The organism is Pseudomonas sp. R5(2019), assembly GCF_009905435.1.
GTDB lineage: Bacteria > Pseudomonadota > Gammaproteobacteria > Pseudomonadales > Pseudomonadaceae > Aquipseudomonas.
Genome location: NZ_JAAAMT010000033.1, coordinates 1 through 24627 on the forward strand (window position 1 = coordinate 1; position 24627 = coordinate 24627).

The following is a 24627-nucleotide window of genomic DNA, read 5'->3' on the forward strand; positions in this document are numbered from 1 at the left end:
GTCAGGCCGGACGCGTAACTGGGAGCCGATCGGTACCGTGTTGTTGAACCCGGATCGAGAGCAACAGGTCGAGAAAAGAGCGGCATAGTTAGACGGCTGACGCGACAACTACCTTGAAAAACGCCGTCCCGCATAAACTCCTGGAAGAAATCGCTCATGGTTTTGGTCTCACGCGCAGGCGTTGCGATCAGTATGGCATATGGCTGTACGCAGCCTTTTTCTCGAAACCCTCTTGGGGTCTGTTCAGGCTGTGGAAGGGGTGTTCAAACGCTCCCTTTTTCGAGGCTGCCTTTATCCCAGCTATAAGCCATTACCCTTTAGCCACCGTTCGCCGATGCCTTGCCAGCGTGTCAATGGGTGGCCCGCGCCAGCCTGCACCTGTTCGGGCGTTGCCCTGGTGCAGGCCCGTGTTGCCCATGACACGTCGTCGCCCGCTGGCTGTCAGGGGGCTCGTCGCTGGAATAAACCAGCCTTAAAGCGAAAAGGAGCTAAACCATGAACACCAAATCCACCACATCTGAATCCCGTAAACCCGGCTTCGTTGCGAAGACTCGTAAAGGTACAGGCGAGCAAGCCGTGTACGAACGCATCGGTGTCGCCTGGAAAAATACCGATGGCTCTTTCTACATCAAATTAGCCGGTACGCAGGTCGTCTCCGACTTCATGCTTTACGAAATCGAAAGCACCGACCAGTCCGGCGAATAACCGCTACTGATCGACCATCACCAAGACGGGCCGCAAGGCTCGTCTTTTTTTTGCAATCCGTATCAGTCCGCCCCGGTCCGTTTCGATCCCGGCACAGGCAATCCGTACAAGTACATTGCGGTCTGTTTTGATCCGGGACTTATTTGTATCCATGCACACTGAGGCGTGCTATGGACGATCAGCAAGACATTTGCTGAAAAGGATGGGCTCGCTTGAAGCGGCCATTTTTTTAGAAAATATTCATATCCCCAGCCATACACTGGACGTAAGGGCCAGATGCGAACGAAGTGAGCACAAGGTGTGCGTGGTAGTACCACGCCCACCTTGCGAGGGGACTTCCAGTCCCCCACGATCCCCCCTGGGAATCCCTAGGCTTCAATGTTCTTCTAGGAACTTTGTCGCCAAGGGATTAAGGCGCAACGTGTCGTCGTTGCATCGCGAGCAGAGGAGACTTCGGTTCTCCTGCTGCACTCCATCGAGCAAAGGGCACTTCGTAGCCCCTTGCGACCCTTGATTAAGGACTTTCGCGTCCTTAAAACCACGACCGGGAATTCGGCCCGGTGCCGACCAAAAGGAGAAGTCAGCTCTCCCTTTGGAATCCCATCGACCAGCAGCGCGGGTGCTGACTGCGCGTGGAAGCCGAGAGGAGGCAGTGTTTTTCGAGCGGATATGTTGATGGCATGACCAGACGAACGAAACAACGCCCTGCGCCTATTTCCTACCGCCCGCCCGAACGGCTGCGCGAGGAGTTTCATTTGCGCGTTATGAACTCTGGTCAGTCGATCAACGCCTTCATCACCGAAGCGGTATTTGGGCAGGCCTTACAACGCGCCAGACCCATCTCATCCCTGGAAAGAAAACTGGTGGCCATGCTGCTCTCGCAGGCCGCCCGTATCAACGACCGGCTGGAGCAGGCCTGCGGTGCGTCCGAGGAGGGCGACCATAGTCATCTCCTGCAGGAGTGCCGGGATGAGCTTGCGGAGATCAGGAGCTATCTCATGCTGGCCTTGGGGCGCGAGCTATGATCCCTTTTTCCTCACAGCGGGGCAGCGGTCAAGACCTCGCCACGCACCTGTTGAACGCTTACGACAATGAGCTGGCGGAAGTGGCTCATCTGCGCGGAGCCATTGCCGGGGATCTGCACGGTGCCTTCAAGGAATGGCAGGTGCAGGCTGAAACGCTGACCCGGTGCCAAAAGTATCTCTACAGCATGTCGATTAACCCTGATCCCGCGCAGGGGAAGCTGACCCGCGATCAGTACATGGACTATATCTGCCGCACGGAAGAAGCTCTGGGCCTCGGTGATCAGCCCCGCGCCGTGGTGTTCCATATCAAGGAGGGACGGGAACATTGTCATGTGGTCTGGTCACGGATTGATGCCGACAACCAGAAGGCCGTCCATCTTGCCTTTGATCGCGACAAGCTGATGCGGGTGACGCGGTCTTTTGCCCGTGATCACGGGCTGACGTTACCTCCTGGATATGAGAAGTCCCGCAATGCCGGTCAGCTCTCCCTCTATGAGCGCGCGCAGTTGCAGCAAACGGGGCTCTCCACCGACGATCACAAGCGGCAGGTCACCGAGGCCTGGCAGCAGAGCGACAATGCCCGCTCATTCGTCCAGGCCTTGAGTGAGCGCGGCTACATGCTCGCCACCGGCAACCGCCCGTATGTGCTGGTGGATCTGTACGGAAACGTGAATGCGCTGCCCCGGCTGATCGACGACAAGTCTGTCCGCACCAAGGACGTCCGTGAGTTCCTGGAGAAAGAATTCCCATGTGAATCGCTGCCCACCGTGGAGGAGGCGCAAAAGCTGGTAGCCGACCACCGCAAACAGGTCGAGAGATCGGTGCGGGAGGAGGATTACGCCGACAAGCTCGCTGAGCTCAAAGACGCGCAGCGGGAACGACGACAGGTACTGGAGCAGCAGCGTGAATCTCTTAAACACCGGCAGCATTGCCTGCGTTTGGCACAGCAGGCAAAGCACCAGGCAGAGCGGGACAGGCTGCGCAGGGATCATCTGGCAATCATGCGGAAGGTACGCCTGGAGCGGTATCAGAACCGCCCCACCGGATTGGCCGACTTCCTGGGTAAGGTCAGTGGCGTGAATTTCCTGCGGCACAAGCTTCACCGCTATCAGGATGCCAAACGCATCCGCTCGTATCTTGATCAAAACGCTCAGCTCAAAGCGCGGCAATCGCAGGAATCCGGAACACTGGCATTCCGGCTCAAACTTCAAGCGCTCGACCTCGACCGTCAGAGTGCATCTCTGGAAAAGATCGATAAACGGGAGCTTTCAGCTTTCATGCGCGACCAGCAGCAGACGCAACGCATCCGGGCGCGTGGCAAGGACGGCGTGATGCCGTCGCTGGATCACCTGACGGGCCGCAAGCGCACTCCGGGCAGGGGAGCCGCTCCTGATGTCATGGCCGCGTTTGAGAAGGCCCAAGTACCGCGCAGGCCGTTCCCTGACGTGATGGCGGCGTTTGATCGCGCCACCGCCATATTGCGCAAAGGGAAGCAGGCGCAACGGGAAGGTGAGGGGCTTGAGAAGTCCAAGCCGATCACGCCGCCACGTCACCGCAAGGGTGACGAGCATGATCGGGATAGATGACGCCTGAAAATTCTTCAGCGGGTGAGACGAACTTTAGCTTGGCGTCAGGCATGCTCAACCCATTGGTACTGCGTGCTGTGAAGCAGGCGTTTAGTAGGCTTGTTTATTAGACTATTGCGCCAGCGCAGAATGAGGTATTCCTCGATTTCAGCCCGGCCTAATTCAACTTTGATATGCGAGAGTCGGTAGTGCGTTGAAATTTCTCTGGCCAAATCAGCATAGGCGGTTTCAGAAATTTTATGCAGACGCGCTATTTTCTTTGTGAACGAATGATTTATTGGCCGAGCGAGATCGGACATGCGAAGGCGCAAGCTAGAGGTTTCGCCAACATAAAAAGGTGTTTCTGCCTTCCAGATCACATAAATACCCGCTTCTTTCGGTATGTGGTTGGCCCAGCCAATAAAGGATAGCGGTGTAACCCTTGGCGCACTTTTTATGGCTTCCTCGTATTTTTCCAGTATTTCCTTTGCGCTCACGACCTTCTCCAGCACAGCTTAGTATTGTTTGAGAATTGTTATGTTCGTTTGTTGATTAACCATTCAACCAGGCCTGCATTCACGACAAGCCCCGAAATCCGTTTTAAATCCCACAGATGGATGTTTTTGTAGTGCGTTTCCAAATCGGATAGGTTTTCGTGACAGGTGTGATAGACGAAATACATTTCGTCAAATTGCTCGTACTCATGGAATGTATCGATGTAGGATTTTAGCTCGGCTCTGGTGGTTGCCGATTTTATTTGTACGAATGCTCTTTTCTGTGTGGCGGGGGAATAAACGTCAAGATCAATGTCTTTTTCTGTTTTTCCCAATACAGAAAATCTCTGCCATCCCGATTTTGAGAATACCAGATCAATCATCAATTCGAAGTCATGCCACCATAATCCTTTGATAAGTTCTTCGACGTCGGCTTTTAGTTTGTTGAGGGAGGATGTTGCGCTTTCAACCTCGTCGATAGAGTGTCCATTTATTTTCTTTACAAGGTAATCCTGTAATTCAATGGAGCAAATGGTTCCTCGAAACCCCTGGACTTTCGTCACGCGTCCATCGATGTTTTCAACTCTTAGGGTTTTGCCATTTATGTCAGTGGACGACCAGCTTCCGATGACATTCCTGATGCGGCTCTTGTCGTCAAGCTCTATGACTTCTTTGGCAGCATGGCACCAGTATAATTTCTTCTTGTAAAAAGTAATCCAGACATCGCTTTCTTCAAGCTCATAAAAGTCTCGAATTTGGTTTATATCTCGTGTTGCCGTGCCCTCACTGCCTTTACGATAATTTAGCCAATATTGCCTCACGCTGTCCCAGTTTCCTGTCAAAGAATCTTCGTGGTGAGGGCTGTGGTAGCCGAGCCGAATGGCATTATTTTGAATGCAGGACTGCTCCCACTCACCACCCTCACCGAGCTTGATAAAGCGAACTTTGTTTGGGGTAATGGGCTTCAATTCTTTGAATCTCGATTGATGATGTGTCGAATGGATTGGCTGGCGGAAGCTCGTTATGTGGTTCTTGAGTTAACGAGGCTGCCGCATATGTTACGCTCGTTAGAAGTCGGTAAGAAGATTAATTATTACGTGCTTCTGAGTATAGCCTTCGGTGCCGATTTTTAGCGTTGGAACACCATCGTCGCCACGACGTTTTTCCCCTTCGAGAATACTGACGCTTTCAATGTCTATCAGCCGAAACAAATGATCCGCAGGCAGAATATTTTCATCTTCGGTGTAGCAGAGTATTTCTAGCTCGGGGTCTTGCTTGCTGAGTTCTGCGATGAGTTCTTTAACTTTCATATTCTCTCCTTGTGCTGAGGTCAGCTGTTAGTGACTTTTGTATTCGCCTGTCCTGATTCGCCTATCAATCTCACGCTCTACTGCTCCTATTGCGTAAGTTTTATTGCCGCCTGGGATAGAGGCAATGACCGAGTGGCCACAGTTTTCGCATATGAAGTCTGTTTTCTTTGCGTCGTAAGAAAATTTGCGGCAAGAGCTGTCATCATAAACAAGAGTGGCTTCGCATCGTGGGCAATAGCACCATGGGTCAAATATCCGATTAGAAACCCATTGCCAGCGCCATTTTGTCCCGTACATAGTGTCTTCGACATAGGAGTGATATTCGGGTTTAGCGGTTTCTCCTTTAAGCCTAAAGAAAATACTAGCCGCGCCTATGAGGGCAAACAAAAAAACGATAATCCATATCCAGCCTGGCAAAGCATATGAGGACATGAGGCTATTCCAGCACCATGCCAAGCCAGACCACACCCAAGAAAAGAACCTTACGGCATATGCTCTGGCGTCTGGAGTTAGCATCAGTAAAATACCGGAAATCACAGAAGCGATTGCGCCGTTCCGAATTGACCTGAAAGAATTTTCGCTCATGTTTCTCCCCGAGCTGGGCGTTAATGATGTCGTATAACCTTCCTTGTCGCGCTGCAAGCCCTTTTCTAGCTCAGAGAGCCTGCAACAAACAGGACATACTTCCCGAAAGAAGCGTGACGTGAACGATGGCAAATTTCTTGCGGACTCAACGCGGCAGATCGAAGCTACCTATTTGCCATCACTCTGTCCATCGACTGCATAGGGTGCCTTCCTTAGGGGCAGGGAGGAGGGCTTCCGGAGAACGGCATGCCTTGGGGGAGGCGTATCGATCCTACGCCCAGAGGCGGGACTTCATCGCACCGGGCATTCAGGACTGCCATTTGTTACAATGCGCGGTTCTCTGTGTTGGCCTTTGCAATCGGCCAAAGGTACTTTTTTAGCTGTGTACATAGCCGTGTACACAATCGAGATTTTAAGCGATGTCCGATAGTAAAATTGTCAATGAAGTCAACAGCAGACGCACGTTTGCCATCATTTCCCACCCGGATGCGGGTAAAACCACCATCACCGAGAAACTCTTGCTGATGGGCAAGGCCATTTCCGTCGCCGGTACGGTGAAATCGCGTAAATCCGATCGCCACGCCACCTCCGACTGGATGGAAATGGAGAAGCAGCGCGGCATCTCCATCACCACGTCGGTGATGCAGTTCCCGTACCGCGAGCACATGATCAACCTGCTCGACACCCCCGGTCACGAAGACTTCTCCGAAGATACTTACCGCACCCTGACCGCGGTCGACTCGGCGTTGATGGTCCTCGACGGCGGTAAAGGTGTAGAGCCGCGGACCATCGCCCTGATGGACGTTTGCCGTCTGCGTGACACCCCTATCGTCAGCTTCATCAACAAACTGGACCGCGATATCCGCGACCCGATCGAGCTGCTCGACGAAATCGAAGCGGTCCTGAAGATCAAGGCCGCACCGATCACCTGGCCGATCGGCTGCTACAAGGACTTCAAGGGTGTTTATCACCTGGCTGGCGACTACATCATCGTCTACACCCCGGGCCACGGCCATGAGCGGACCGAGGTGAAGATCATCGAGAAGCTCGACTCGGACGAAGCCCGCGCACACCTGGGCGATGAGTACGAGCGCTTCATCGAGCAGCTGGAACTGGTTCAGGGCGCCTGCCACGAGTTCAACCAGGATGAGTTCATCAACGGTCAATTGACTCCGGTGTTCTTCGGTACCGCGCTGGGCAACTTCGGTGTCGATCACGTGCTTGATGCGGTCGTCGACTGGGCGCCACGCCCGCTGGCCCGCGTCGCCCACGAGCGAACCGTGGAGCCGGTGGAAGAGAAGTTCTCGGGCTTTATCTTCAAGATCCAGGCGAACATGGACCCCAAGCACCGTGACCGCATTGCGTTCATGCGCATCTGCTCGGGCAAGTACGAAAAGGGCATGAAGATGCGCCACGTGCGCACCGGCAAGGACGTGCGTATCGGTGATGCACTGACGTTCTTCTCGTCCGAGCGTGAGCAGCTGGAAGAAGCCTTTGCTGGCGACATCATCGGCCTGCACAACCACGGCACCATCCAGATCGGCGATACCTTCAGCGAAGGCGAAAGCCTGGGCTTTACCGGTATTCCGCACTTCGCCCCGGAACTGTTCCGCCGCGTGCGCCTGAAAGACCCGCTCAAGTCCAAGCAATTGCGCCAGGGCTTGCAGCAGCTGGCTGAAGAGGGCGCGACCCAGGTGTTCTTCCCGGAGCGCAGCAACGACATCATCCTCGGCGCCGTCGGTGTGCTGCAGTTTGATGTGGTCGCCAGCCGCCTGAAGGAAGAGTACAAGGTCGAATGCGGCTACGAGCCGATCACCGTCTGGTCCGCGCGCTGGATCGACTGCAGCGACAAGAAGAAGCTGGAGGAATTCAAGGTCAAGGCCGTGGAGAACCTGGCCGTGGATGGCGGTGGTCACCTGACCTACCTGGCGCCGACCCGTGTGAACCTGGCGCTGATGGAAGAGCGCTGGCCGGATGTGAAATTCCGCGCGACGCGCGAACACCACTAAACCCCTGGTGGGACGCCCCCATACATGTGGGAGCGGATTTATCCGCGAATAAAGGCAACGCGGTCTGCCTGATAAACCGCAGCGTATTTATTCGCGGATAAATCCGCTCCCACAGGGGACTCAAATGCCCGCGATGGTGACCATCGCGGGCATTGTCGTTTCTACAGGAACTGCTCGGCGTAGTGACACGCCACCAGCCGTGTCTCCACCCTCCGAAATTCCGGAACCTCGCGGGCACACCGCTCGGTCGCATACGGGCAACGCTTGTGGAAGGCGCAGCCGCTGGGCGGATTGAGGGGGTTGGGCAACTCGCCGGAAATCTTGATTTTCGGCTTGAGCGGGTCCGGGTGGATGGTTGGCGTGGCCGACAGCAGCGCCTGGGTGTAAGGGTGCAACGGCTTGGTGTAGATGTCTTCCTTGGGCCCCATTTCCGCTGGCCGGCCCAGGTACATCACCAGCACGTCATCGGCCACGTGGCGCACCACTGCCAGGTTGTGGGAGATAAATACGTAGGCCGTCTGGTACTGCTGCTGCATGTCCATGAACAGGTTGAGCACCTGCGCCTGAATCGACACGTCCAGCGCCGAGGTCGGCTCATCCGCCACCAGCACCTTGGGATGCAGCATCATTGCCCGTGCCAGGGCAATCCGCTGGCGCTGACCGCCGGAAAACATATGCGGGTAGCGCTGGTAATGCTCGGGCCGCAGGCCGACCTGTTGCATCATCGCCTGGACTTTCTCCCTACGCTCGGTGCGCGACAGGTTGGTGTTGATCAGCAATGGCTCGCCCAGTTGATCACCGATTTTCTGTCGTGGGTTCAGCGAGGCATACGGGCTCTGGAACACCATCTGCACGTCGCGGCGCAGTTGCTTGCGTTGCTGCTTGTTGGCGCCGGTGACTTCCTGGCCGGCGATTTTCAGCGAGCCGGACGTCGGCTCTTCGATCAGGGTCAGGGCACGGGCCAGGGTGGATTTGCCACAGCCCGATTCACCGACCACGGCCAGGGTCTTGCCAGCCTCCAGTTCGAACGACACCCCGTTGAGGGCGCGGACCAGGGCATGGCCCTTGAACAGCCCGCGGGAGACTTCGTAATGACGGGTAAGGTCGCGGGCGGTCAGTACGACGCTCATCACGCCACCTCCTGGTTCAACGGGTAGAAGCAACGGGCAAGGCTGTGGGATTTGGGATCAAGGCCGGGGCGCTGTTGCCGGCAGTTTGCCTGCACATAGGGGCAGCGTGGGGACAGCAGGCACCCTTGTGGCCGGTCATAACGGCCGGGGACGATGCCCGGCAAAGTCGCCAGCCGCTCGGCGCCTTGGCTGTGCTCGGGAATCGCCGCGAGCAAGGCTTCGGTGTAGGGGTGGGCAGGGAGGTCGAACAGCTCCGGCACCTGGCCGACTTCCACGGCCTGGCCTGCGTACATCACGCACACACGCTGGGCGGTTTCGGCGACCACGGCCAGGTCGTGGGTGATCAGGATCAGTGCCATGTTCTGCTCGCGTTGCAGGTTGAGCAGCAGCTCCATGATCTGCGCCTGGATGGTGACGTCCAGGGCCGTGGTGGGTTCGTCGGCGATCAACAGTTTCGGTTCACCGGCGATCGCCATGGCAATCGCCACCCGTTGGCTCATGCCGCCGGAGAGTTGGTGAGGGTAGGCGTTCAGGCGGCTTTCCGGGGCCGGGATTTCAACTTTTTTCAGCAGCTCCAGCGCCCGTTGGCGGGCGGCCTTGCCGGATAGATTCAGGTGCTGACGCAGCACTTCTTCAATCTGGAACCCCACGGTATAGCTCGGGTTGAGCGCGGTCATCGGGTCCTGGAAAACCATCGCCAGGTCCTTGCCGACCACTTTGCGGCGTTGTCGATTACTCAGTTTGAGCATGTCGTTGCCGTCGAAGCTGAGGGCGTCGGCCGTAATCTTGCCCGGTGGGTCAATCAGGCCCATCAGCGCCATCATGGTCACGGACTTGCCCGAACCCGACTCGCCGACAATGGCCAGTACTTCACCTTTTTCCACACTCAGGTCCAGGCCGTCGACCACCGGCACGGCGCTGGCGTCGCCAAAGCGAACATTGAGATTCTTGATTTGCAGCAGTGACATGGGAATCTCCTCAGGCGGCATTCTTGAGTTTCGGGTCCAGGGCATCGCGCAACCCGTCCCCCATCAGGTTGATTGCCAGCACGCTGAGCAAAATGGTCAAGCCAGGCAGGCTCACGACCCACCAGGCACGTTCGATGTAATCGCGGGCCGAAGCCAGCATGGTGCCCCACTCCGGGGTGGGCGGCTGGACGCCGAGGCCGAGGAAGCCCAGCGCGGCGGCATCGAGAATCGCCGAGGAGAAGCTCAAGGTGGCCTGCACGATCAGCGGCGCCATGCAGTTGGGCAGCACGGTGATGAACATCAGGCGTGGCAGCCCGGCACCGGCCAGGCGCGCGGCGGTGACATAGTCGCGGTTCAGTTCGCCCATGACAGCGGCGCGGGTCAGGCGCACGTAGGAGGGCAGGGACACGATCGCAATGGCGATCACGGTGTTGATCAGGCCAGGGCCGAGGATGGCGACGATGGCCACCGCCAGCAGCAGCGACGGCAGCGCCAGCATCACGTCCATCAGGCGCATGATCGAAGGCCCGAGAATACGCGGGAAGAAGCCGGCCAGCAGGCCCAGCAGGATGCCCGGGATCAGTGACATCACCACTGACGACAAACCGATCAGCAGCGACAGCCGCGAGCCTGTGATCAGGCGCGACAGCAGATCACGGCCCAGTTCGTCGGTGCCGAGGATAAATTGCCACTGGCCGCCTTCAAGCCACACCGGCGGGGTCAGCAGGAAGTCGCGATATTGCTCGCTCGGGTCATGGGGCGCGACCCAAGGCGCGAAGACGGCGCAGAACACCACCAGCAGCATGAACAGCAGGCCGGCCACGGCGCCCTTGTTCTTGGAAAATTGTTGCCAGAACTCTTTGTATGGCGACGGGTAGAGCAGGCTCTGGTCGGGCGCTGCAGCGGGCACGGGGGTCGAAATAGGGGTAGTCATTGCTATGGCCTCAGCGCTGATGACGGATGCGTGGGTTGGCCAGGCCGTAGAGGATGTCCACGACGAAGTTGACCAGGATCACCAGGCAGGCGATCAACAGGATGCCGTTTTGTACGACGGGGTAATCACGGGCGCCGATGGCTTCGATCAGCCATTTACCGATGCCGGGCCACGAGAAGATGGTTTCGGTCAGCACGGCGCCGGCCAGCAAGGTGCCGACTTGCAGGCCAAACACGGTCAACACCGGGATCAGCGCATTGCGCAGGCCGTGCACGAAGACCACGCGGGCGGGCGACAGGCCCTTGGCGCGGGCAGTGCGCACGTAATCTTCGCGCAGCACTTCGAGCATCGAGGAGCGGGTCATGCGTGCGATCACCGCCAAAGGGATGGTGCCGAGCACGATGGCCGGCAGAATCAGGTGCATGAGGGCGTCCTTGAAGGCGCCTTCTTCGTCGCTGAGCAGGGTGTCGATGAGCATGAAGCCGGTTTTCGGCTCGATGTCATACAGCAGGTCGATGCGCCCGGAGACGGGCGTCCAGCCCAGGCTCACCGAGAAGAACATGATCAGGATCAGGCCCCACCAGAAGATCGGCATCGAATAGCCGGCCAGGGAGATGCCCATCACCCCATGGTCGAACAGCGACCCTCGCTTGAGCGCCGCAATCACACCGGCCAGCAGGCCGAGAATGCCGGCGAAGATCAGCGCGGCAATCGACAGTTCCAGGGTGGCGGGAAACAATTGGGTAAATTCATGCCACACGCTTTCGCGGGTGCGCAGTGACTCGCCCAGGTCGCCCTGGGCCAGCTTGCCGATATAGTCCAGGTATTGCGCGTACAGCGGTTTGTTCAGACCGAGCCGTTCCATGGCCTGGGCGTGCATTTCCGGATCGACCCGGCGTTCGCCCATCATCACCTCGACCGGGTCACCGGGTATCAGGCGTATGAGTGCGAACGTCAGCAGGGTGATGCCGAAAAAAGTCGGGATCAGTAATCCCAGGCGTCGGGCAATAAAACTAAACATCTTCAGTGGTACCTCATCAGCCGGTCTGGCGTACCCGCCGCAAGCCCCGAAGGGTCGGGGCGGCGGGCGGTTCGATCTACTTCACCTGGGTGGTGGCGAAGTTATTATTGGTCAGTGGGCTAATCTGATAGCCCTCTACGTTGCTGCGCATTGCGGTAAACACTTTCGGGTGGGCCATGCTGATCCATGGCTGGTCCTGGTGGAAAACCGCCAGGGCTTTTTCATAGAGGGCGGCGCGCTCACCCGGTTCGGTTTTGATCCGGGCGCTGTCGATCAGGTCCTGGAAGGCTTTGTTGCACCAACGGGCGTAGTTTTCGCCGTTTTTGACGGCGTCACAACCGAGCAATGGCGTGAGGAAGTTATCCGGGTCGCCGTTGTCGCCTGACCAGCCGGTCGAGACCATGTCGTGCTCGCCATTTTTCGCCCGTTTGAGCATCTCGCCCCATTCCATCACACGGATGTCGAGTTTGATGCCGATTTTTGCCAGGTCCGCCTGCATCATTTGGGCACCGAGCAACGGGTTGGGGTTGGTCGCGCCACCGCCATTGCGGGTGAACAGGGTCAGCACAGTGCCTTCGGGCACACCTGCCTGCTTGAGCAACTCACGGGCCCGATCGAGGTCGCGCGGGGGTTCCTTGAGGTCTGCGTTGAAGCCCAGCAGGGTCGGCGGATAAGGGTTGATACCGGCCAGGGCGTTGCCTTGGCCATACAGGCTGTTGATATAAGCCTCTTTGTCGAAGGCAATATTGATCGCCTGCCGAACACGCACATCACTGAGGTACTGGTGCGTGGTGTTCATGGCTATATAGCCGGTCATCAAGGCTTCAAGCTCGGCGACCTTGAGCTTGGGGTCGGCCTTCATGCTGGGAATGTCATCGGGTTTGGGGTACAGGGCAATCTGGCATTCGTTGGCCTTGAGCTTTTGCAGGCGCACGTTGTTGTCGGTGGTGATGGCAAACACCAGCGACTCGCTTGGCGGCGCACCGCGGAAGTATTCCGGGTTGGCCTTGAAGCGCACCTGGGCGTCCTTGGCATAGCGCACGAAGATGAAGGGGCCGGTGCCGATCGGTTTGCTGTTCAGGTCCTGGGTCTTGCCGGCCTTGAGCAGCTGGTCGGCGTACTCGGCCGAATAGATCGACGCAAAGTCCATGGCCACGTCACGCAAGAACGGCGCTGCGGGGCGGGTCAGGGTCATGCGCACGGTATGCTCGTCGAGTTTTTCGACGCTTTTGAGCAGTTCTTTAAAGCCCATGCTTTCGAAGTAAGGGAAACCGATGCTGGTTTTGTCATGCCAGGGGTGTTTCGGATCGCGCTGGCGGTCGAAGCTCCAGAGCACGTCGTCGGCATTGAATTGGCGGGTGGGGGTGAAGTAGTCGGTGCTGTGGAACTTGACGCCCGGGCGCAGGTGAAAGGTGTAGGTCAGGCCATCCGGGCTGATGTCCCAGGATTCGGCCAGGGCCGGCTCGATATCGGTGGTGCCCGGCTTGAAGTCGACCAGACGGTTGAACACGGTTTCGGCGGCGGCATCAAAGGTCACTGCGGTCGTGTACTGGACCACATCGAAGCCCTCGGGGCTTGCTTCGGTGCAGACCACCAGCGGTTTGGCCGAGATGCCCATGGTGACGCTCAGCAGGGCGGCTGCCAGGGCAGCCTGTAGGGATAGCAGTTTCATAGATGCCTCTGCGATCAATAGTCCAGATTAGCCGCTGCGGCCGATTCGTCGAATCGGCCGCCCGGGGCCACTTACAGAATGTTGAACGGAATGGTCGTCACCAGACGGAATTCATTGATGCTGCCATCCGCCTGGAATTCGCTGGCGCGGTGGGTGGTGTAGGTGGCGCGAATCGCGGTGCTTTTCAGCGGGCCGCTCTGCACCGCGTAAGAGGTACCGATGCCATATTCGTAGTGGTGCTCGCCATCCTGGTTGCGCACGTCATAGGCGGTGCCCTTGTAGTGCGTGCCGTCGATGCCCCAGCCGCGGGCCTGGTAGATGTTGAACTTCAGGCCTGGAATGCCATATTGGGCCATGTCCATCACGTACGAGACCTGGAAGGACTTCTCGTTCGGGCCGTTGAAGTCCGACAGCAGGGAGTTGGCCAGGTAGATGCCGTTGGTTTCATGCAGGTAATCGAAGTACTCGTTACCCGAGACCTGCTGGTAGGCGAAGCTCAAGGTGTGACCCAGGTGCTGCAGACCCAGCGACAGGCTGAAGGTGTCGTTGTCGATGTCGCCGAGTTTCTTGCTCCCCGAATCATTAGTCTTGTAGTAGTTCAGGCCAGTGGTCAGGCCCAGCACCGAGCTGTCCCCCAGTTTATGCACGGCACCGAAGTAGTACTGGTCCCAGAAATCTTCGGCCTGGGTGGCGTACAGGCTGGTGGTCAGGCTCTTGAGCGGCTGGTAGGTCAGACCGGCAACGCGCACATGATCGGTTTCGGCCGAGTTGGCCGAATACGCGGAGCGAAATTTCGACAGGCTTTGTTCGGTGCGTGGCGATACCCGGTCGAAAGTCGCCAGATCGAAGGACAGGTTGTCGAATTCGGCGCTGTGCAGGCTGATGCCCTGGAAGCTGGAAGGCAGCGGGCGGTTGCCGATCACATCGACCGTGGGGCTGCTGAAGCCCTGGCGGCCGGCGGTCAGGGTGGTGTTGGAGATCCGCGCCTTGACGTTGGCCAGGCCGATCTTGCTCCACTGATCCACCGCATCGCCGTTGTTTTCCGCCAGGGTCCGGTTGGAGCCGTTGGCGATGTGCTTGCGGCTGCGGTCCAGCGCGATGACATTGTAGGCGGCCACTTCGGTACTGATGCCGACGGTGCCTTGGGTGAAGCCGGAAGTGTGGTTGAGGATGGTGCCCTGGAGCCAGTTGATCCGCCGTGGTGTTTCTTGGAATTCGCCGTGTTTCTGGTAGCGGAACGTCCCCCCGCGACGTTTCAGCTCATTGGCGTACCAGTTGCGGGTCGAGCCCCCCAGGCTCTGCCCCTCGATAAACCCCGAAGCCTCGGCCTGGGCGCTGCTTTTGAGCGTGAAGGGTACGTAGTCCTGGCTGGCGGACTCGCCATGGACCAGGGTTGAAAGCCCGCTTATGGATATCGCGAGTAATGCCTTTTTTGTCAGTCTCAAGGTGAAGCTCCTTTGATTTCTATTTTTTTATGGTGTTGACCTTGTGGGTCGGTGTTGCGGTAGAACCTTGTTACAAACGTTTGCTCGTGATTTTTGGGCAAAAATCACCTCATCGCGGCTGTTGTGATCAGTCGCGACGGGGCGTTTGGAGGGGGTTAATTCACTCGATACTCACACCGGAGAACGCCATGCGGCCGAAGGGGCTGACGAAGAAGCCGTCCACCTTCGCGCTGACGGGTTGATGGACGGTGGAGTGGGCGATCGGGGTAATCGGCACCTGCTGCTTGAGGCGTTGTTGCGCCTGTTTGTACAGCTTGGAGCGTTCATCCTGGCCGGTGAGGGTCTTGGCCTTTTTGACCAGCGCGTCGTACTCCGGGTCGCACCACATCGACACATTGTTGCTGCCGATCGAGTCGCAGCTGTAGAGGGTGCCTAGCCAGTTGTCCGGGTCGCCGTTGTCACCGGTCCAGCCCAGTAGCACGGCATCGTGCTCGCCTTTTTTGGTGCGTTTGACGTACTCGCCCCATTCGTAGCTGACGATTTTTGCCTTGATGCCGACCTTGGCCCAGTCGGCCTGGAGCATTTCGGCCATCAGCTTGGCGTTGGGGTTGTAAGGGCGCTGCACAGGCATGGCCCACAGCGTGATTTCAGTGCCTTCCTTGACGCCGGCTTCCTTGAGCAGGGCCTTGGCTTTTTCCGGGTCGTAAGCGGCGTCCTTGATGCTGTCGTCATAGGACCATTGAGTCGGCGGCATGGCGTTGACGGCCATCTGGCCAGCATCCTGATACACCGCCTGGATGATCGCCGCCTTGTTGACGGCCATGTCCATGGCCTGGCGAACCTGCAATTGGTCGAAAGGCTTGTGCTGCACGTTGTAAGCGATATAGCCGAGGTTGTAACCCGGCTGGTCAATAACCTTCAGCTTCGGGTCTGCTTTCAGGGCTGCCAGATCGGCGGGCCGTGGATGCAGCGTGATCTGGCATTCGTTCTTGCGCAGCTTCTGTACGCGTACCGAGGCGTCGGTGTTGATGGAGAAGATCAACTGGTCCAGCTTGACCTGGTCCGGGTCCCAATACTCTTTGTTGGCGAGATAGCGGATTTGCGTGTCTTTCTGGTAACGCTGGAACACGAACGGGCCAGTGCCGATCGGCTTCTGATTGATGTCGCTTGGCCTGCCCGAGGTTGTGAGCTGCTGGGCGTATTCGGCGGACAGAATCCCGGCGAAGCTCATGCCCAGGTTCTGGATAAAGGCGGCATCGACCGAGTTGAGGGTGAACACCACCGTGTGCTCGTCGGCTTTCTCGACCTTGGCGATGTTCCGGTCCAGGCTCATGCTCACGAAGTAGGGGAACTCGGTGGGGTAGGCCTTGCGGAAGGGGTGTTGCTTGTCGAGCATGCGGTTGAAGGTGAATAGCACGTCGTCGGCGTTGAAGTCGCGGGTCGGCTTGAAGTCCTTGTTGGCGTGGAACTTGACGCCTTCACGCAGATGGAAGGTGTAGGTCAGGCCATCGGCGGAAACATCCCAGCGAGTCGCCAGCGCCGGTTGTACGGCGGTGCCGCCTTTTTCGAACTCCACCAGCCGGTTGTAGATCGGTTCGGCGGCGTCGTTTTCGGTGCCTGCCGTGTACTGAGCGATGTCGAACCCGGCAGGGCTGCCTTCCGAGCAATACACCAGGCTGCTGGTAGCGTGGCTGGGCAGGGCGAGGGCAAAAAGGCCCAGGCCCAGCAATGAGGCAAATGTATGCGTATGGCGCATGGCGATCCCTAATCTCTTTTATTCAGGTGCTGGCTCGAGGCGTGCGTGTTCATGCGGGGCCGGGCGAGCCAGTGCGGGTAGCGCCACTGAATTAACGCAAAGCAGCGGCTGCCCGTTGACGGTATGTGGTCAATGGGAGCGTGCCTATGCGAGTAGGCTCTTAGGCTTGTAGGAAGTTTCCGGTTAAGACGGGCTTACTTCTGACAGCACGAACTTCAGGTGCCTGCATGAATTCACGTCGGGCCAGTGGCCGCGGTTGCGCCGTCCCTGGCGCGCCCGGGGCAAGGCGTTATTGGCTGACGCTGACGCCGTAGAAGGAGTTCAAGCCAAACGGGCTGATCTTGAAGTCCTGCACGGTGGTGCGCATGGGCTGGTACACCGTCGAGTGGGCGATCGGAGTGAGCGGGACGTTGTCCTTGAGCACGTGTTGCGCCTGTTTGTACAGCTCGGTGCGCTTGGCCTGGTCGGAGGTGGCTTTGGCCTGCTTGATCAGCTTGTCGTAATCGGCATTGCACCACTTGGAGAAGTTGTTGCCATTGATGGCGTCGCAGCCGAACAGGGTGCCGAGCCAGTTGTCCGGGTCACCGTTGTCGCCGCTCCAGCCAATCAGCATGGCACCGTTCTCGCCGGCCTTGGAGCGCTTGATGTATTCACCCCATTCGTAGCTGACGATCTTGGCCTTGATGCCGATCCTGGCCCAGTCGGACTGGAGCATTTCGGCCATCAGTTTTGCGTTGGGGTTGTACGGTCGCTGTACCGGCATGGCCCAGAGGGTGATCTCGGTGCCGTCCTTGATGCCGGCTTCCTTGAGCAGGGCCTTGGCTTTTTCCGGGTCGTAGGCGACGTCCTTGACAGTGTCGTCATAGGACCACTGGGTCGGTGGCATGGCGTTGACGGCCAGCTGGCCGGCGCCCTGGTAGACCGACTCGATGATCTGCTTCTTGTTCACCGCCATGTCCAGGGCCTGGCGAACCTTGAGCTGAGACATCGGGTTGGGCTGGTCGCTGCCCTTGATCTTGTCCATCACGTTGTAGGCGATGTAGCCCAGGTTGAAGCCGGCCTGGTGCGGCATCTGCAAGGTCTTGTCTTCCTGCAGTGTCTTGAGGTCGGCGGGGCGCGGGAAGAGAGTGACCTGGCACTCGTTCTTCTTGAGTTTCTGCATGCGCACCGAGGCGTCGGTGGTGATGGCGAAGATCAGGTTATCGATCTTCACGTCCTCGGGCACCCAGTACTCCTTGTTGCCCTTGAAGCGGATCTGGGCGTCCTTCTGGTACTTGCTGAACACGAACGGGCCGGTGCCGATCGGCTTCTGGTTGATGTCCTGCGGCTTGCCTGACTTGAGCAGCTGGTCTGCGTATTCGGCCGACTGGATCGAGGCGAAGCTCATGGCCATGTTTTGAATGAACGCGGCGTCGACGGTGGCGAGGGTGAACTTGACGGTGTTGTCGTCGATTTTCTCCACCTTCTTGATGTTGGCGTCCATGCCCATGTCGGTGAAGTAAGGGAATTCGGTGGGGTAGGCCTTGCGGAAGGGCATGTCCTTGTCGAGCATGCGGTTGAACGTGAACAGCACGTCGTCGGCGTTGAAATGACGGGTCGGCTTGAAGTAGTCGGTGGTGTGGAACTTCACGCCTTCACGCAGGTGAAAGGTGTAGGTCAGGCCATCATCGGAGATATCCCAACGGGTCGCGAGGCCTGGAATAACGGCGGTACCGCCACGCTCGAACTGGCTCAAGCGGTTGAACATGGTTTCGGCGGAGGCGTCGAAGTCGGTTCCGGTGGTGTACTGGCCGGGGTCGAAACCGGCCGGGCTCCCTTCAGAGCAGAACACCAGGTTAGTCGCTGCGTGGGTGAAGGGTGCGCTGGCGAGCAAGCCTGCGCCGACTAAAAACGGAATGACTGCATGTTTGAGCATGGTGGCCTCATTGTTGTCATTTTTGAGTGAGGGCGACCTTGTGGGCCGACCTGCAGGATGTTTATGCAGGGCCCGTACCCAATGCAAGGCGTCCAGACGCCGGCGCACCACATTTGTGGCACGAGCGTACAGGAATGTCGCATTGATGAAACAAATTACCTATTTGAACGTTTTCTTTGTAGCATTTTGCAACTTTTATCGCCGTAGTTTGGTGCATATGTCCGATTTTAAGCACGAAGTAGGAGCAGAGCTTGCTCGCGATACAGGCGCCACGGTGTATCAGTCGGACCGAGGTGTTGCCATCGCGAGCAAGCTCTGCTCCTACCGGGCATGGCGCCCCAGTTACAGTGAAGCAGTCAACCGCCTGGTCGTCATTGCGGCATCAGCACTTCAATGGTGCCGTCGGCATTGAGGGTGACCTGGCTGGTCCCGGCCTCGACTTCAGGCGTGACCGGTGCGCTGTCGGCCATGCTGGCCTTCATCATCGGGCCGCGTGCGTAGGGATGTGGATAACCGCTGCTGCTCAGGTTCAGGTTGACCACCTTGTAACCCTTGCCACCCAGCGCTTCAGTGGCCAGTTGAGCGCGGGCCTTGAAGGCTTCCACGGCTTGTTTGAGCAAGGCGTCTTCGCTGGCCTTGCGGGTTGGCGGCGCGATGGAGAAGTCCATGCCGCCCATTTTCAGGTCCTGCAAGAGCTCGCCAGTGAGCTTGGAGAGGGCGGCAAAATCGGTGCTTTCCAGGCGAATTTCAGCACGCTCGCGCCAGCCGATGATCCTCTGGCCCTTTTCGTCGTAGACCGGGTAGCTGTTGCGGCTGCCCTGGCTCAACTTGATGTCCTTGACCTGGCGTGCCTGGCCCAGCGCTTTGTTTAGGGTTTCAGTGATTTCGCTGGCCAGTTTGCCGGGGTCGGTGTTTTGCGCTTCGCTGTACAGGGTGACGATCATCAGGTCGCGAGCCACTTCCTGGCTGGCTTCGGCGCGCAGCGAGACCTGGTTGTAGCGCGGCTCCTCGGCCAGGGCTGGCAGGCTGACCAGCGTGCTTGCGGCCAATGCCCAGGCTGCGTGGCGACTGAGGTTGTGCATGTAGAACTCCTTGAGAACGAGGGCGTGGCGTATCGAGGTCCTTGCCACGCAGACCCATGAGACTCTAGCGTCTGGGGTCAGGTTCACAAGCCCGGAAAAACTGTGGCGCTTTGCCGCACTTGCCCAGCGCCGGCCGCCGCTTGGTTATACTCAGCACGATCCGCCTGGAGCGCTCATCAGGAGAGCTCATGCTCGCCCCCGTACAAATGCTGTCTGCCACCCGCCAAAACCTCTGGCGGTTGCACTTTATCCGTATCCTGGTCCTGGCTGCCCAAGCCGGCTCGGTGGGCGTTGCCTACTGGACCGACCTGCTGCCACTGCCCTGGTTCGAGCTCAGTATCACGCTGGCCTGTTCCATGGTGCTGTGCCTGGTGACGGCCATCCGTCTGCGCACTTCGTTGCCAGTCACCGAGCTGGAATACGCCGTGCAGCTGGCCTGCGACCTGCTGATCCACAGTGCGTTGCTGTATTACTCCGGCGGCTCGACCAACCCGTTCGTGTCGTATTACCTGGTGCCGTTGACCATCGCGGCGGTGACCCTGCCCTGGATCTATTCGTTGATCCTGTCCGGCATTGCGCTGGTGGCCTATACCTTATTGCTGGTGCAGTTCTATCCGCTGGAAACGCCGCTCTCAAGAGAGAAGATGCAGATCTACGGCATGTGGCTGAGCTTCGCGCTGGCCGCCGGGGTGATCACCTTCTTCGCCGCAAAAATGGCCGAAGAACTGCGCCGCCAGGAGCAATGGCGCGGCCAGCGCCGGGAAGAAGGCCTGCGCGATCAGCAATTGCTGGCCGTCGCCACCCAGGCCGCCGGTGCCGCCCACGAGTTGGGCACACCGCTGGCGACCATGAGCGTGTTGATCAAGGAAATGCGTCAGGATCACAACGACCCGTTGCTGCAGGACGACCTGCAAGTGCTGTCCGATCAGGTCAAGCTGTGCAAGGAAACCCTCCAGCAACTGGTGCGCGCCGCCGAGGCCAACCGCCGGTTGGCGGTCGAGGACCAGGAGGTGACGTTCTGGGTCGACGAGGCGCTCAATCGCTGGCACCTGATGCGCCCGGAAGCCAGTTACCGCTTCCAGCGCCTGGGCCAGGGCAGCGTGCCGCGCCTGGCACCGCCGCCGGACTTGACCCAGGCGCTGCTGAACCTGCTGAACAACGCTGCCGATGCCTGCCCGGAAGGGCTGGAAGTGCATCTGGACTGGAGTGCCGAAGACATTGTCATCAGCATTCGCGACCACGGGCCGGGCGTGCCGCTGGCGATTGCCGAGCAAATCGGCAAACCGTTCTTTACAACCAAGGGCAAAGGCTTCGGCCTGGGCCTGTTTTTGAGCAAGGCCAGCGTGACACGCGCGGGCGGCTCGGTGAAACTCTATAGTCACGAGGAAGGCGGTACGCTCACCGAGCTGCGCCTGCCCCGCGACGCCCGAGGAGACGAAGCATGAGTGACGAAACCCAGGTCGAAGGCGAAGAACTGCCGCACCTGTTGCTGGTAGACGACGACGCCACCTTCACCCGCGTGATGGCTCGGGCGATGGCCCGTCGGGGCTTTCGCGTCAGCACCGCAGGCTCGGCGGAAGAGGGCCTGATCCTGGCCCAGCAGGACGTGCCCGACTACGCCGCGCTGGACCTGAAAATGGACGGCGATTCCGGACTGGTGCTGCTGCCCAAGCTGCTCGAGCTCGACCCGGAAATGCGCGTGCTGATCCTGACCGGCTATTCGAGCATCGCCACGGCGGTCGAGGCCATCAAGCGCGGTGCCTGCAACTACCTGTGCAAACCCGCCGACGCCGATGACGTGCTGGCCGCCTTGCTCTCCGAGCACGCCGACCTGGATTCCCTGGTGCCGGAAAACCCCATGTCGGTCGACCGCCTGCAGTGGGAGCACATCCAGCGCGTGCTGACCGAGCATGAAGGCAATATTTCCGCCACTGCCCGCGCCCTGGGCATGCACCGGCGCACCTTGCAGCGCAAGCTTCAGAAGCGGCCGGTTCGGCGCTGAGTCAAGCGCGCCATGCGCACCGCCACAGTCCGGGAGGTCGGCAGCGACCTGCCCGGCCTCGCGTTACCCCTTCCCATGAGCTTGAACGATGCATCAGAACGCTGAGTATTCTGCGGTCAACGATGCTGTGCACGGTCACTTCTGGCGATCAGCGCATAAAGCAGCCCTTCGCCCCATGCGCTGGCTTATCATGGGCCACCTGAAAACAGGCAACAGGTTCTTACCGCATGCTGGCCCTTTTTGTCCAAACCCTGAATATCACGGCACCGGTATTTGCGATGCTATTCATGGGCGTGTTTCTCAAGCGCGTGAACCTGATCAACGACAACTTTATCCACAGCGCCTCGACACTCGTGTTCAACGTGTGCATGCCGGCGCTGTTGTTTTTGGGGATCTATCACGCCGACTTGGGTGCGGCGATGCAGCCTGGCCTGCTGATCTTTTTCACGGTGGCGACCTTCGCAGGCTTTGCCCTGGCCTGGGGCCTGGCGATCTGGCGCTGCCCGCGCGAGGACCGGGGCATCTACACTCAGGGCGCGTTTCGCGGCAATAACGGCGTCATCGGCCTGGCATTGGCGGCCAGCATGTACGGAGATTACGGGATTTCCCTGGGGGCGATTCTCGCGGGCGTGGTGATTCTGTTGTACAACTCGCTGTCGACCATCGTCCTGGCGATCTACAGCCCAAGCATTAAATCCGACCCCTGGAGCATCTTCAAAAGCGTGCTGTGCAATCCGCTGATCATCAGCGTGCTGCTGGCCACGCCCATGGCCTATGGGGAGGTGCCATTGCCCAACTGGTTGCTGACTTCCAGCGACTATCTGGCTCAGATGACCCTGCCACTGGCGCTGATTTGCATCGGCGGTACCCTGTCGTTGGCATCTCTGCGTGCCAGCGGCAAAATGGCGATCAGTGCGAGCATGGCAAAAATGGTCTGGATACCGATACTCGCGACATTCGGCGCCTGGTTGTACGGCTTTCGTGGTGCGGAACTGGGTATCCTGTTTCTTTATTTCGGCAGCCCGACCGCTGCCGCCAGCTATGTCATGGCCCGCTCGGCCAACGGCAACCACGAACTGGCGGCTGCAATCATTGTAATAACCACCCTGGCAGCGGCGGTGACGACCAACATCGGCATCTTCCTGCTGCAATGGGGCGGCTGGATCTGAACGCGTTACACGAACACATCGCTGCTGCGGCAGCCAAAGGAACTCCAATGGAACAACAAGCTGCCCCCGAGCGTTTGCACCGGGGCTTGAAAAATCGGCATATCCAGCTGATCGCCCTGGGCGGCGCCATCGGCACGGGGTTGTTTCTGGGCATCGCCCAGACCATTCAACTGGCCGGGCCTTCGGTGCTGCTCGGTTACGGCATTGCCGGGCTGATCGCCTTTTTCATCATGCGCCAGCTCGGCGAGATGGTGGTGGAAGAACCGGTCTCCGGTAGCTTCAGCCACTTTGCCCACAGTTACTGGAGTGAGCTGGCCGGCTTCATGTCCGGCTGGAACTATTGGGTACTGTACGTGCTGGTGGGGATGGCAGAGTTGACCGCGGTCGGCATTTATATCCAGTACTGGTGGCCGGGCTTCCCGACCTGGGCGTCGGCAGCGGTGTTCTTTGTACTCATCAACCTGATCAACCTGACCCAGGTCAAAGTCTACGGCGAGACGGAGTTCTGGTTCGCGCTGATCAAAGTGGTCGCGATTGTCAGCATGATCGCCTTCGGCACCTGGATGCTGGCCACCGGCACCGGCGGGCCGGATGCCAGCGTTGCCAACCTGTGGCAGTTCGGCGGCTTCTTCCCCAATGGCGTTGGCGGCCTGATGATGGCCATGGCCGTGATCATGTTTTCCTTCGGTGGCCTGGAGCTGGTGGGCATCACCGCCGCTGAAGCCAGCGATCCGAAGCACAGCATCCCGCGCGCGACCAATCAGGTGATCTACCGCATCCTGCTGTTCTACATCGGTGCACTGGCGATCCTGTTGTCCCTTTACCCGTGGACCAAAGTGGCCGACGGCGGCAGCCCATTCGTGATGATTTTCCACGCACTGGACAGCAACGTCGTGGCTACCGTGCTCAACCTGGTGGTGCTGACCGCCGCGCTGTCGGTCTACAACAGCTGCGTGTACTGCAACAGCCGCATGATGTTCGGCCTGGCCGAGCAGGGCGATGCTCCGCGCAGCCTGCTAAAGGTCAATAAGCGCGGCGTACCGCTGGCGGCGCTGGGGATTTCGGCGCTCGCGACCGGGCTGTGCGTAGTGATCAACTACATCATGCCGGCCAAAGCCTTTGGCCTGCTGATGGCGTTGGTGGTGTCTTCGCTGGTGATCAACTGGGGCATCATCAGCATGACTCACCTGAAATTCCGCCGGGCCAAGCAGGCTGCGGGGCAGACCACCTTCTACAAGAGCTGGGGCTACCCGTTCACCAACTACCTCTGTCTCGCATTCCTGGCAGTCATCCTGGTCATCATGTACATGACCCCGGGCATCCGTATTTCGGTGCTGTTGATTCCAGTGTGGCTGGCGGTACTGGGCTTCGCCTACTGGCTCAAGAAAAAGAACGACAAGGCCGCCAAGTCGCCTGCCGTTTCCTGATCGCAGGCGCCGGGCAGTGATCAATCAGTTGCTGTAGCTGTCGATCACTTCCTGGGCGGCACGGAACGCATCGATCGCCGCCGGTACGCCGGCATAGACGGCGCAATGCAGCAGGGCTTCACGAATCTCCTCGACCGTGCAGCCATTGTTCAGGGCGCCACGCACATGGCCCTTGAGCTCTTGCGGGCATTTGAGCGCGGTCAGCGTCGCGAGGGTGATCAGGCTGCGGGTCTTGAGCTCCAGGCCCGGGCGGTTCCAGACGCCGCCCCAGGCGTGCTCATTGACGAATTCCTGCAGGGGCTGAGTGAAAGCGGTCGCATTGCCCAGTGCCCGGTCGACGAACTCATCGCCCATGACCTGGCGGCGGATCTGTTCGCCGGATGTGTTGTTGTTATCGGTCATCAAAGCCTCTC

At 58.9% G+C, this 24627-nt stretch carries 21 protein-coding genes; 8 read left to right on the plus strand and 13 right to left on the minus strand.

What is annotated here, in order from left to right:
- The first annotated feature begins 495 nt into the window (after nucleotides 1–495).
- The 3 genes from GUY40_RS19405 to GUY40_RS19415 all read left to right on the plus strand — a co-directional run bounded on the left by GUY40_RS19405 (nucleotide 496) and on the right by GUY40_RS19415 (nucleotide 3316).
- Nucleotides 496–705 carry a hypothetical protein gene (locus GUY40_RS19405; protein WP_166570522.1) on the plus strand — a complete coding sequence of 70 codons (210 nt, stop codon included), beginning with the start codon at nucleotides 496–498 and terminating at the stop codon, nucleotides 703–705.
- Nucleotides 706–1385: 680 nt separating this feature from the next.
- Entirely contained in the window at nucleotides 1386–1730 is a 345-nt protein-coding gene (locus GUY40_RS19410) for a hypothetical protein (RefSeq protein ID WP_256675795.1), read from the plus strand.
- The gene (locus tag GUY40_RS19415; RefSeq protein ID WP_166570523.1) at nucleotides 1727–3316 is read left to right on the plus strand and encodes a relaxase/mobilization nuclease domain-containing protein; all 1590 of its coding nucleotides are present in this window, start codon (nucleotides 1727–1729) and stop codon (nucleotides 3314–3316) included. Before GUY40_RS19410 ends, GUY40_RS19415 begins: the two co-directional genes overlap by 4 nt.
- A 44-nt stretch (nucleotides 3317–3360) precedes the next feature.
- Here the strand turns inward: GUY40_RS19415 and GUY40_RS19420 are convergent, their stop codons facing one another.
- From GUY40_RS19420 to GUY40_RS19430, 3 genes are all read right to left on the minus strand, one after another.
- A complete protein-coding gene (locus GUY40_RS19420) occupies nucleotides 3361–3792 on the minus strand; it encodes a GIY-YIG nuclease family protein (RefSeq protein ID WP_166570524.1) in 432 nt (143 codons plus the stop codon).
- 38 nt (nucleotides 3793–3830) lie between these two features.
- Complete coding sequence (locus tag GUY40_RS19425) at nucleotides 3831–4757, minus strand: hypothetical protein (RefSeq protein WP_166570525.1); 927 nt, start codon at nucleotides 4755–4757, stop codon at nucleotides 3831–3833.
- 99 nt (nucleotides 4758–4856) lie between these two features.
- Nucleotides 4857–5099 (minus strand): hypothetical protein, encoded by a 243-nt coding sequence (locus GUY40_RS19430; RefSeq protein WP_166570526.1) that lies wholly within the window; start codon nucleotides 5097–5099, stop codon nucleotides 4857–4859.
- A 1004-nt stretch (nucleotides 5100–6103) separates the two neighbouring features.
- On the opposite strand from GUY40_RS19430, the gene GUY40_RS19440 reads away from it, so the two are divergent.
- Nucleotides 6104–7693, plus strand: coding sequence for a peptide chain release factor 3 (locus GUY40_RS19440; RefSeq protein ID WP_166570527.1), 1590 nt, complete (start codon nucleotides 6104–6106; stop codon nucleotides 7691–7693).
- A gap of 161 nt (nucleotides 7694–7854) precedes the next feature.
- On the opposite strand, the gene GUY40_RS19445 is transcribed toward GUY40_RS19440, so the two are convergent.
- The 9 genes from GUY40_RS19445 to GUY40_RS19485 all read right to left on the minus strand — a co-directional run bounded on the left by GUY40_RS19445 (nucleotide 7855) and on the right by GUY40_RS19485 (nucleotide 19616).
- A complete protein-coding gene (locus tag GUY40_RS19445; RefSeq protein ID WP_166570528.1) occupies nucleotides 7855–8823 on the minus strand; it encodes a peptide ABC transporter ATP-binding protein in 969 nt (322 codons plus the stop codon).
- Entirely contained in the window at nucleotides 8823–9791 is a 969-nt protein-coding gene (locus GUY40_RS19450) for an ABC transporter ATP-binding protein (protein ID WP_166570529.1), read from the minus strand. Before GUY40_RS19450 ends, GUY40_RS19445 begins: the two co-directional genes overlap by 1 nt.
- A 10-nt stretch (nucleotides 9792–9801) precedes the next feature.
- The gene (locus tag GUY40_RS19455; protein WP_166570530.1) at nucleotides 9802–10725 is read right to left on the minus strand and encodes an ABC transporter permease subunit; all 924 of its coding nucleotides are present in this window, start codon (nucleotides 10723–10725) and stop codon (nucleotides 9802–9804) included.
- A 10-nt stretch (nucleotides 10726–10735) separates the two neighbouring features.
- Entirely contained in the window at nucleotides 10736–11746 is a 1011-nt protein-coding gene (locus GUY40_RS19460; protein ID WP_166570531.1) for an ABC transporter permease subunit, read from the minus strand.
- Nucleotides 11747–11822: 76 nt separating this feature from the next.
- The gene (locus GUY40_RS19465) at nucleotides 11823–13418 is read right to left on the minus strand and encodes an ABC transporter substrate-binding protein (protein ID WP_166570532.1); all 1596 of its coding nucleotides are present in this window, start codon (nucleotides 13416–13418) and stop codon (nucleotides 11823–11825) included.
- 71 nt (nucleotides 13419–13489) lie between these two features.
- Nucleotides 13490–14863, minus strand: coding sequence for an OprD family porin (locus tag GUY40_RS19470; protein WP_166570533.1), 1374 nt, complete (start codon nucleotides 14861–14863; stop codon nucleotides 13490–13492).
- Nucleotides 14864–15023: 160 nt separating this feature from the next.
- Complete coding sequence (locus tag GUY40_RS19475) at nucleotides 15024–16619, minus strand: ABC transporter substrate-binding protein (RefSeq protein WP_166570534.1); 1596 nt, start codon at nucleotides 16617–16619, stop codon at nucleotides 15024–15026.
- A gap of 289 nt (nucleotides 16620–16908) precedes the next feature.
- Nucleotides 16909–18534: an ABC transporter substrate-binding protein gene (locus GUY40_RS19480; protein ID WP_166570535.1), complete on the minus strand. Its 1626-nt coding sequence runs from the start codon at nucleotides 18532–18534 to the stop codon at nucleotides 16909–16911.
- A gap of 371 nt (nucleotides 18535–18905) precedes the next feature.
- Nucleotides 18906–19616: an SIMPL domain-containing protein gene (locus GUY40_RS19485; protein ID WP_166570536.1), complete on the minus strand. Its 711-nt coding sequence runs from the start codon at nucleotides 19614–19616 to the stop codon at nucleotides 18906–18908.
- 188 nt (nucleotides 19617–19804) lie between these two features.
- Here GUY40_RS19485 and GUY40_RS19490 point away from each other — a divergent pair, with 188 nt between their 5' ends.
- The 4 genes from GUY40_RS19490 to GUY40_RS19505 all read left to right on the plus strand — a co-directional run bounded on the left by GUY40_RS19490 (nucleotide 19805) and on the right by GUY40_RS19505 (nucleotide 24214).
- Nucleotides 19805–21061 carry an ATP-binding protein gene (locus GUY40_RS19490; RefSeq protein ID WP_166570537.1) on the plus strand — a complete coding sequence of 419 codons (1257 nt, stop codon included), beginning with the start codon at nucleotides 19805–19807 and terminating at the stop codon, nucleotides 21059–21061.
- A complete protein-coding gene (locus tag GUY40_RS19495; RefSeq protein WP_166570538.1) occupies nucleotides 21058–21618 on the plus strand; it encodes a response regulator transcription factor in 561 nt (186 codons plus the stop codon). Before GUY40_RS19490 ends, GUY40_RS19495 begins: the two co-directional genes overlap by 4 nt.
- A gap of 227 nt (nucleotides 21619–21845) precedes the next feature.
- Nucleotides 21846–22787 (plus strand): AEC family transporter, encoded by a 942-nt coding sequence (locus GUY40_RS19500; protein WP_166570539.1) that lies wholly within the window; start codon nucleotides 21846–21848, stop codon nucleotides 22785–22787.
- A 47-nt stretch (nucleotides 22788–22834) separates the two neighbouring features.
- Nucleotides 22835–24214, plus strand: coding sequence for an amino acid permease (locus tag GUY40_RS19505; protein WP_166570540.1), 1380 nt, complete (start codon nucleotides 22835–22837; stop codon nucleotides 24212–24214).
- 24 nt (nucleotides 24215–24238) lie between these two features.
- On the opposite strand, the gene GUY40_RS19510 is transcribed toward GUY40_RS19505, so the two are convergent.
- A complete protein-coding gene (locus GUY40_RS19510; protein WP_166570541.1) occupies nucleotides 24239–24616 on the minus strand; it encodes a carboxymuconolactone decarboxylase family protein in 378 nt (125 codons plus the stop codon).
- Nucleotides 24617–24627 lie beyond the last annotated feature (11 nt).

Bases quoted from the DNA above. Each gene is read 5' to 3' on its own strand.
- GUY40_RS19430 (WP_166570526.1), bottom strand. From the start codon at position 5,099: ATGAAAGTTAAAGAACTCATCGCAGAACTCAGCAAGCAAGACCCCGAG.
- GUY40_RS19500 (WP_166570539.1), top strand. From the start codon at position 21,846: ATGCTGGCCCTTTTTGTCCAAACCCTGAATATCACGGCACCGGTATTT.
- GUY40_RS19495 (WP_166570538.1), top strand. From the start codon at position 21,058: ATGAGTGACGAAACCCAGGTCGAAGGCGAAGAACTGCCGCACCTGTTG.
- GUY40_RS19405 (WP_166570522.1), top strand. From the start codon at position 496: ATGAACACCAAATCCACCACATCTGAATCCCGTAAACCCGGCTTCGTT.
- GUY40_RS19445 (WP_166570528.1), bottom strand. From the start codon at position 8,823: ATGAGCGTCGTACTGACCGCCCGCGACCTTACCCGTCATTACGAAGTC.
- GUY40_RS19440 (WP_166570527.1), top strand. From the start codon at position 6,104: ATGTCCGATAGTAAAATTGTCAATGAAGTCAACAGCAGACGCACGTTT.
- GUY40_RS19455 (WP_166570530.1), bottom strand. From the start codon at position 10,725: ATGACTACCCCTATTTCGACCCCCGTGCCCGCTGCAGCGCCCGACCAG.
- GUY40_RS19415 (WP_166570523.1), top strand. From the start codon at position 1,727: ATGATCCCTTTTTCCTCACAGCGGGGCAGCGGTCAAGACCTCGCCACG.
- GUY40_RS19490 (WP_166570537.1), top strand. From the start codon at position 19,805: ATGCTCGCCCCCGTACAAATGCTGTCTGCCACCCGCCAAAACCTCTGG.
- GUY40_RS19485 (WP_166570536.1), bottom strand. From the start codon at position 19,616: ATGCACAACCTCAGTCGCCACGCAGCCTGGGCATTGGCCGCAAGCACG.
- GUY40_RS19510 (WP_166570541.1), bottom strand. From the start codon at position 24,616: ATGACCGATAACAACAACACATCCGGCGAACAGATCCGCCGCCAGGTC.
- GUY40_RS19450 (WP_166570529.1), bottom strand. From the start codon at position 9,791: ATGTCACTGCTGCAAATCAAGAATCTCAATGTTCGCTTTGGCGACGCC.
- GUY40_RS19465 (WP_166570532.1), bottom strand. From the start codon at position 13,418: ATGAAACTGCTATCCCTACAGGCTGCCCTGGCAGCCGCCCTGCTGAGC.
- GUY40_RS19505 (WP_166570540.1), top strand. From the start codon at position 22,835: ATGGAACAACAAGCTGCCCCCGAGCGTTTGCACCGGGGCTTGAAAAAT.
- GUY40_RS19480 (WP_166570535.1), bottom strand. From the start codon at position 18,534: ATGCTCAAACATGCAGTCATTCCGTTTTTAGTCGGCGCAGGCTTGCTC.
- GUY40_RS19475 (WP_166570534.1), bottom strand. From the start codon at position 16,619: ATGCGCCATACGCATACATTTGCCTCATTGCTGGGCCTGGGCCTTTTT.
- GUY40_RS19460 (WP_166570531.1), bottom strand. From the start codon at position 11,746: ATGTTTAGTTTTATTGCCCGACGCCTGGGATTACTGATCCCGACTTTT.
- GUY40_RS19410 (WP_256675795.1), top strand. From the start codon at position 1,386: ATGACCAGACGAACGAAACAACGCCCTGCGCCTATTTCCTACCGCCCG.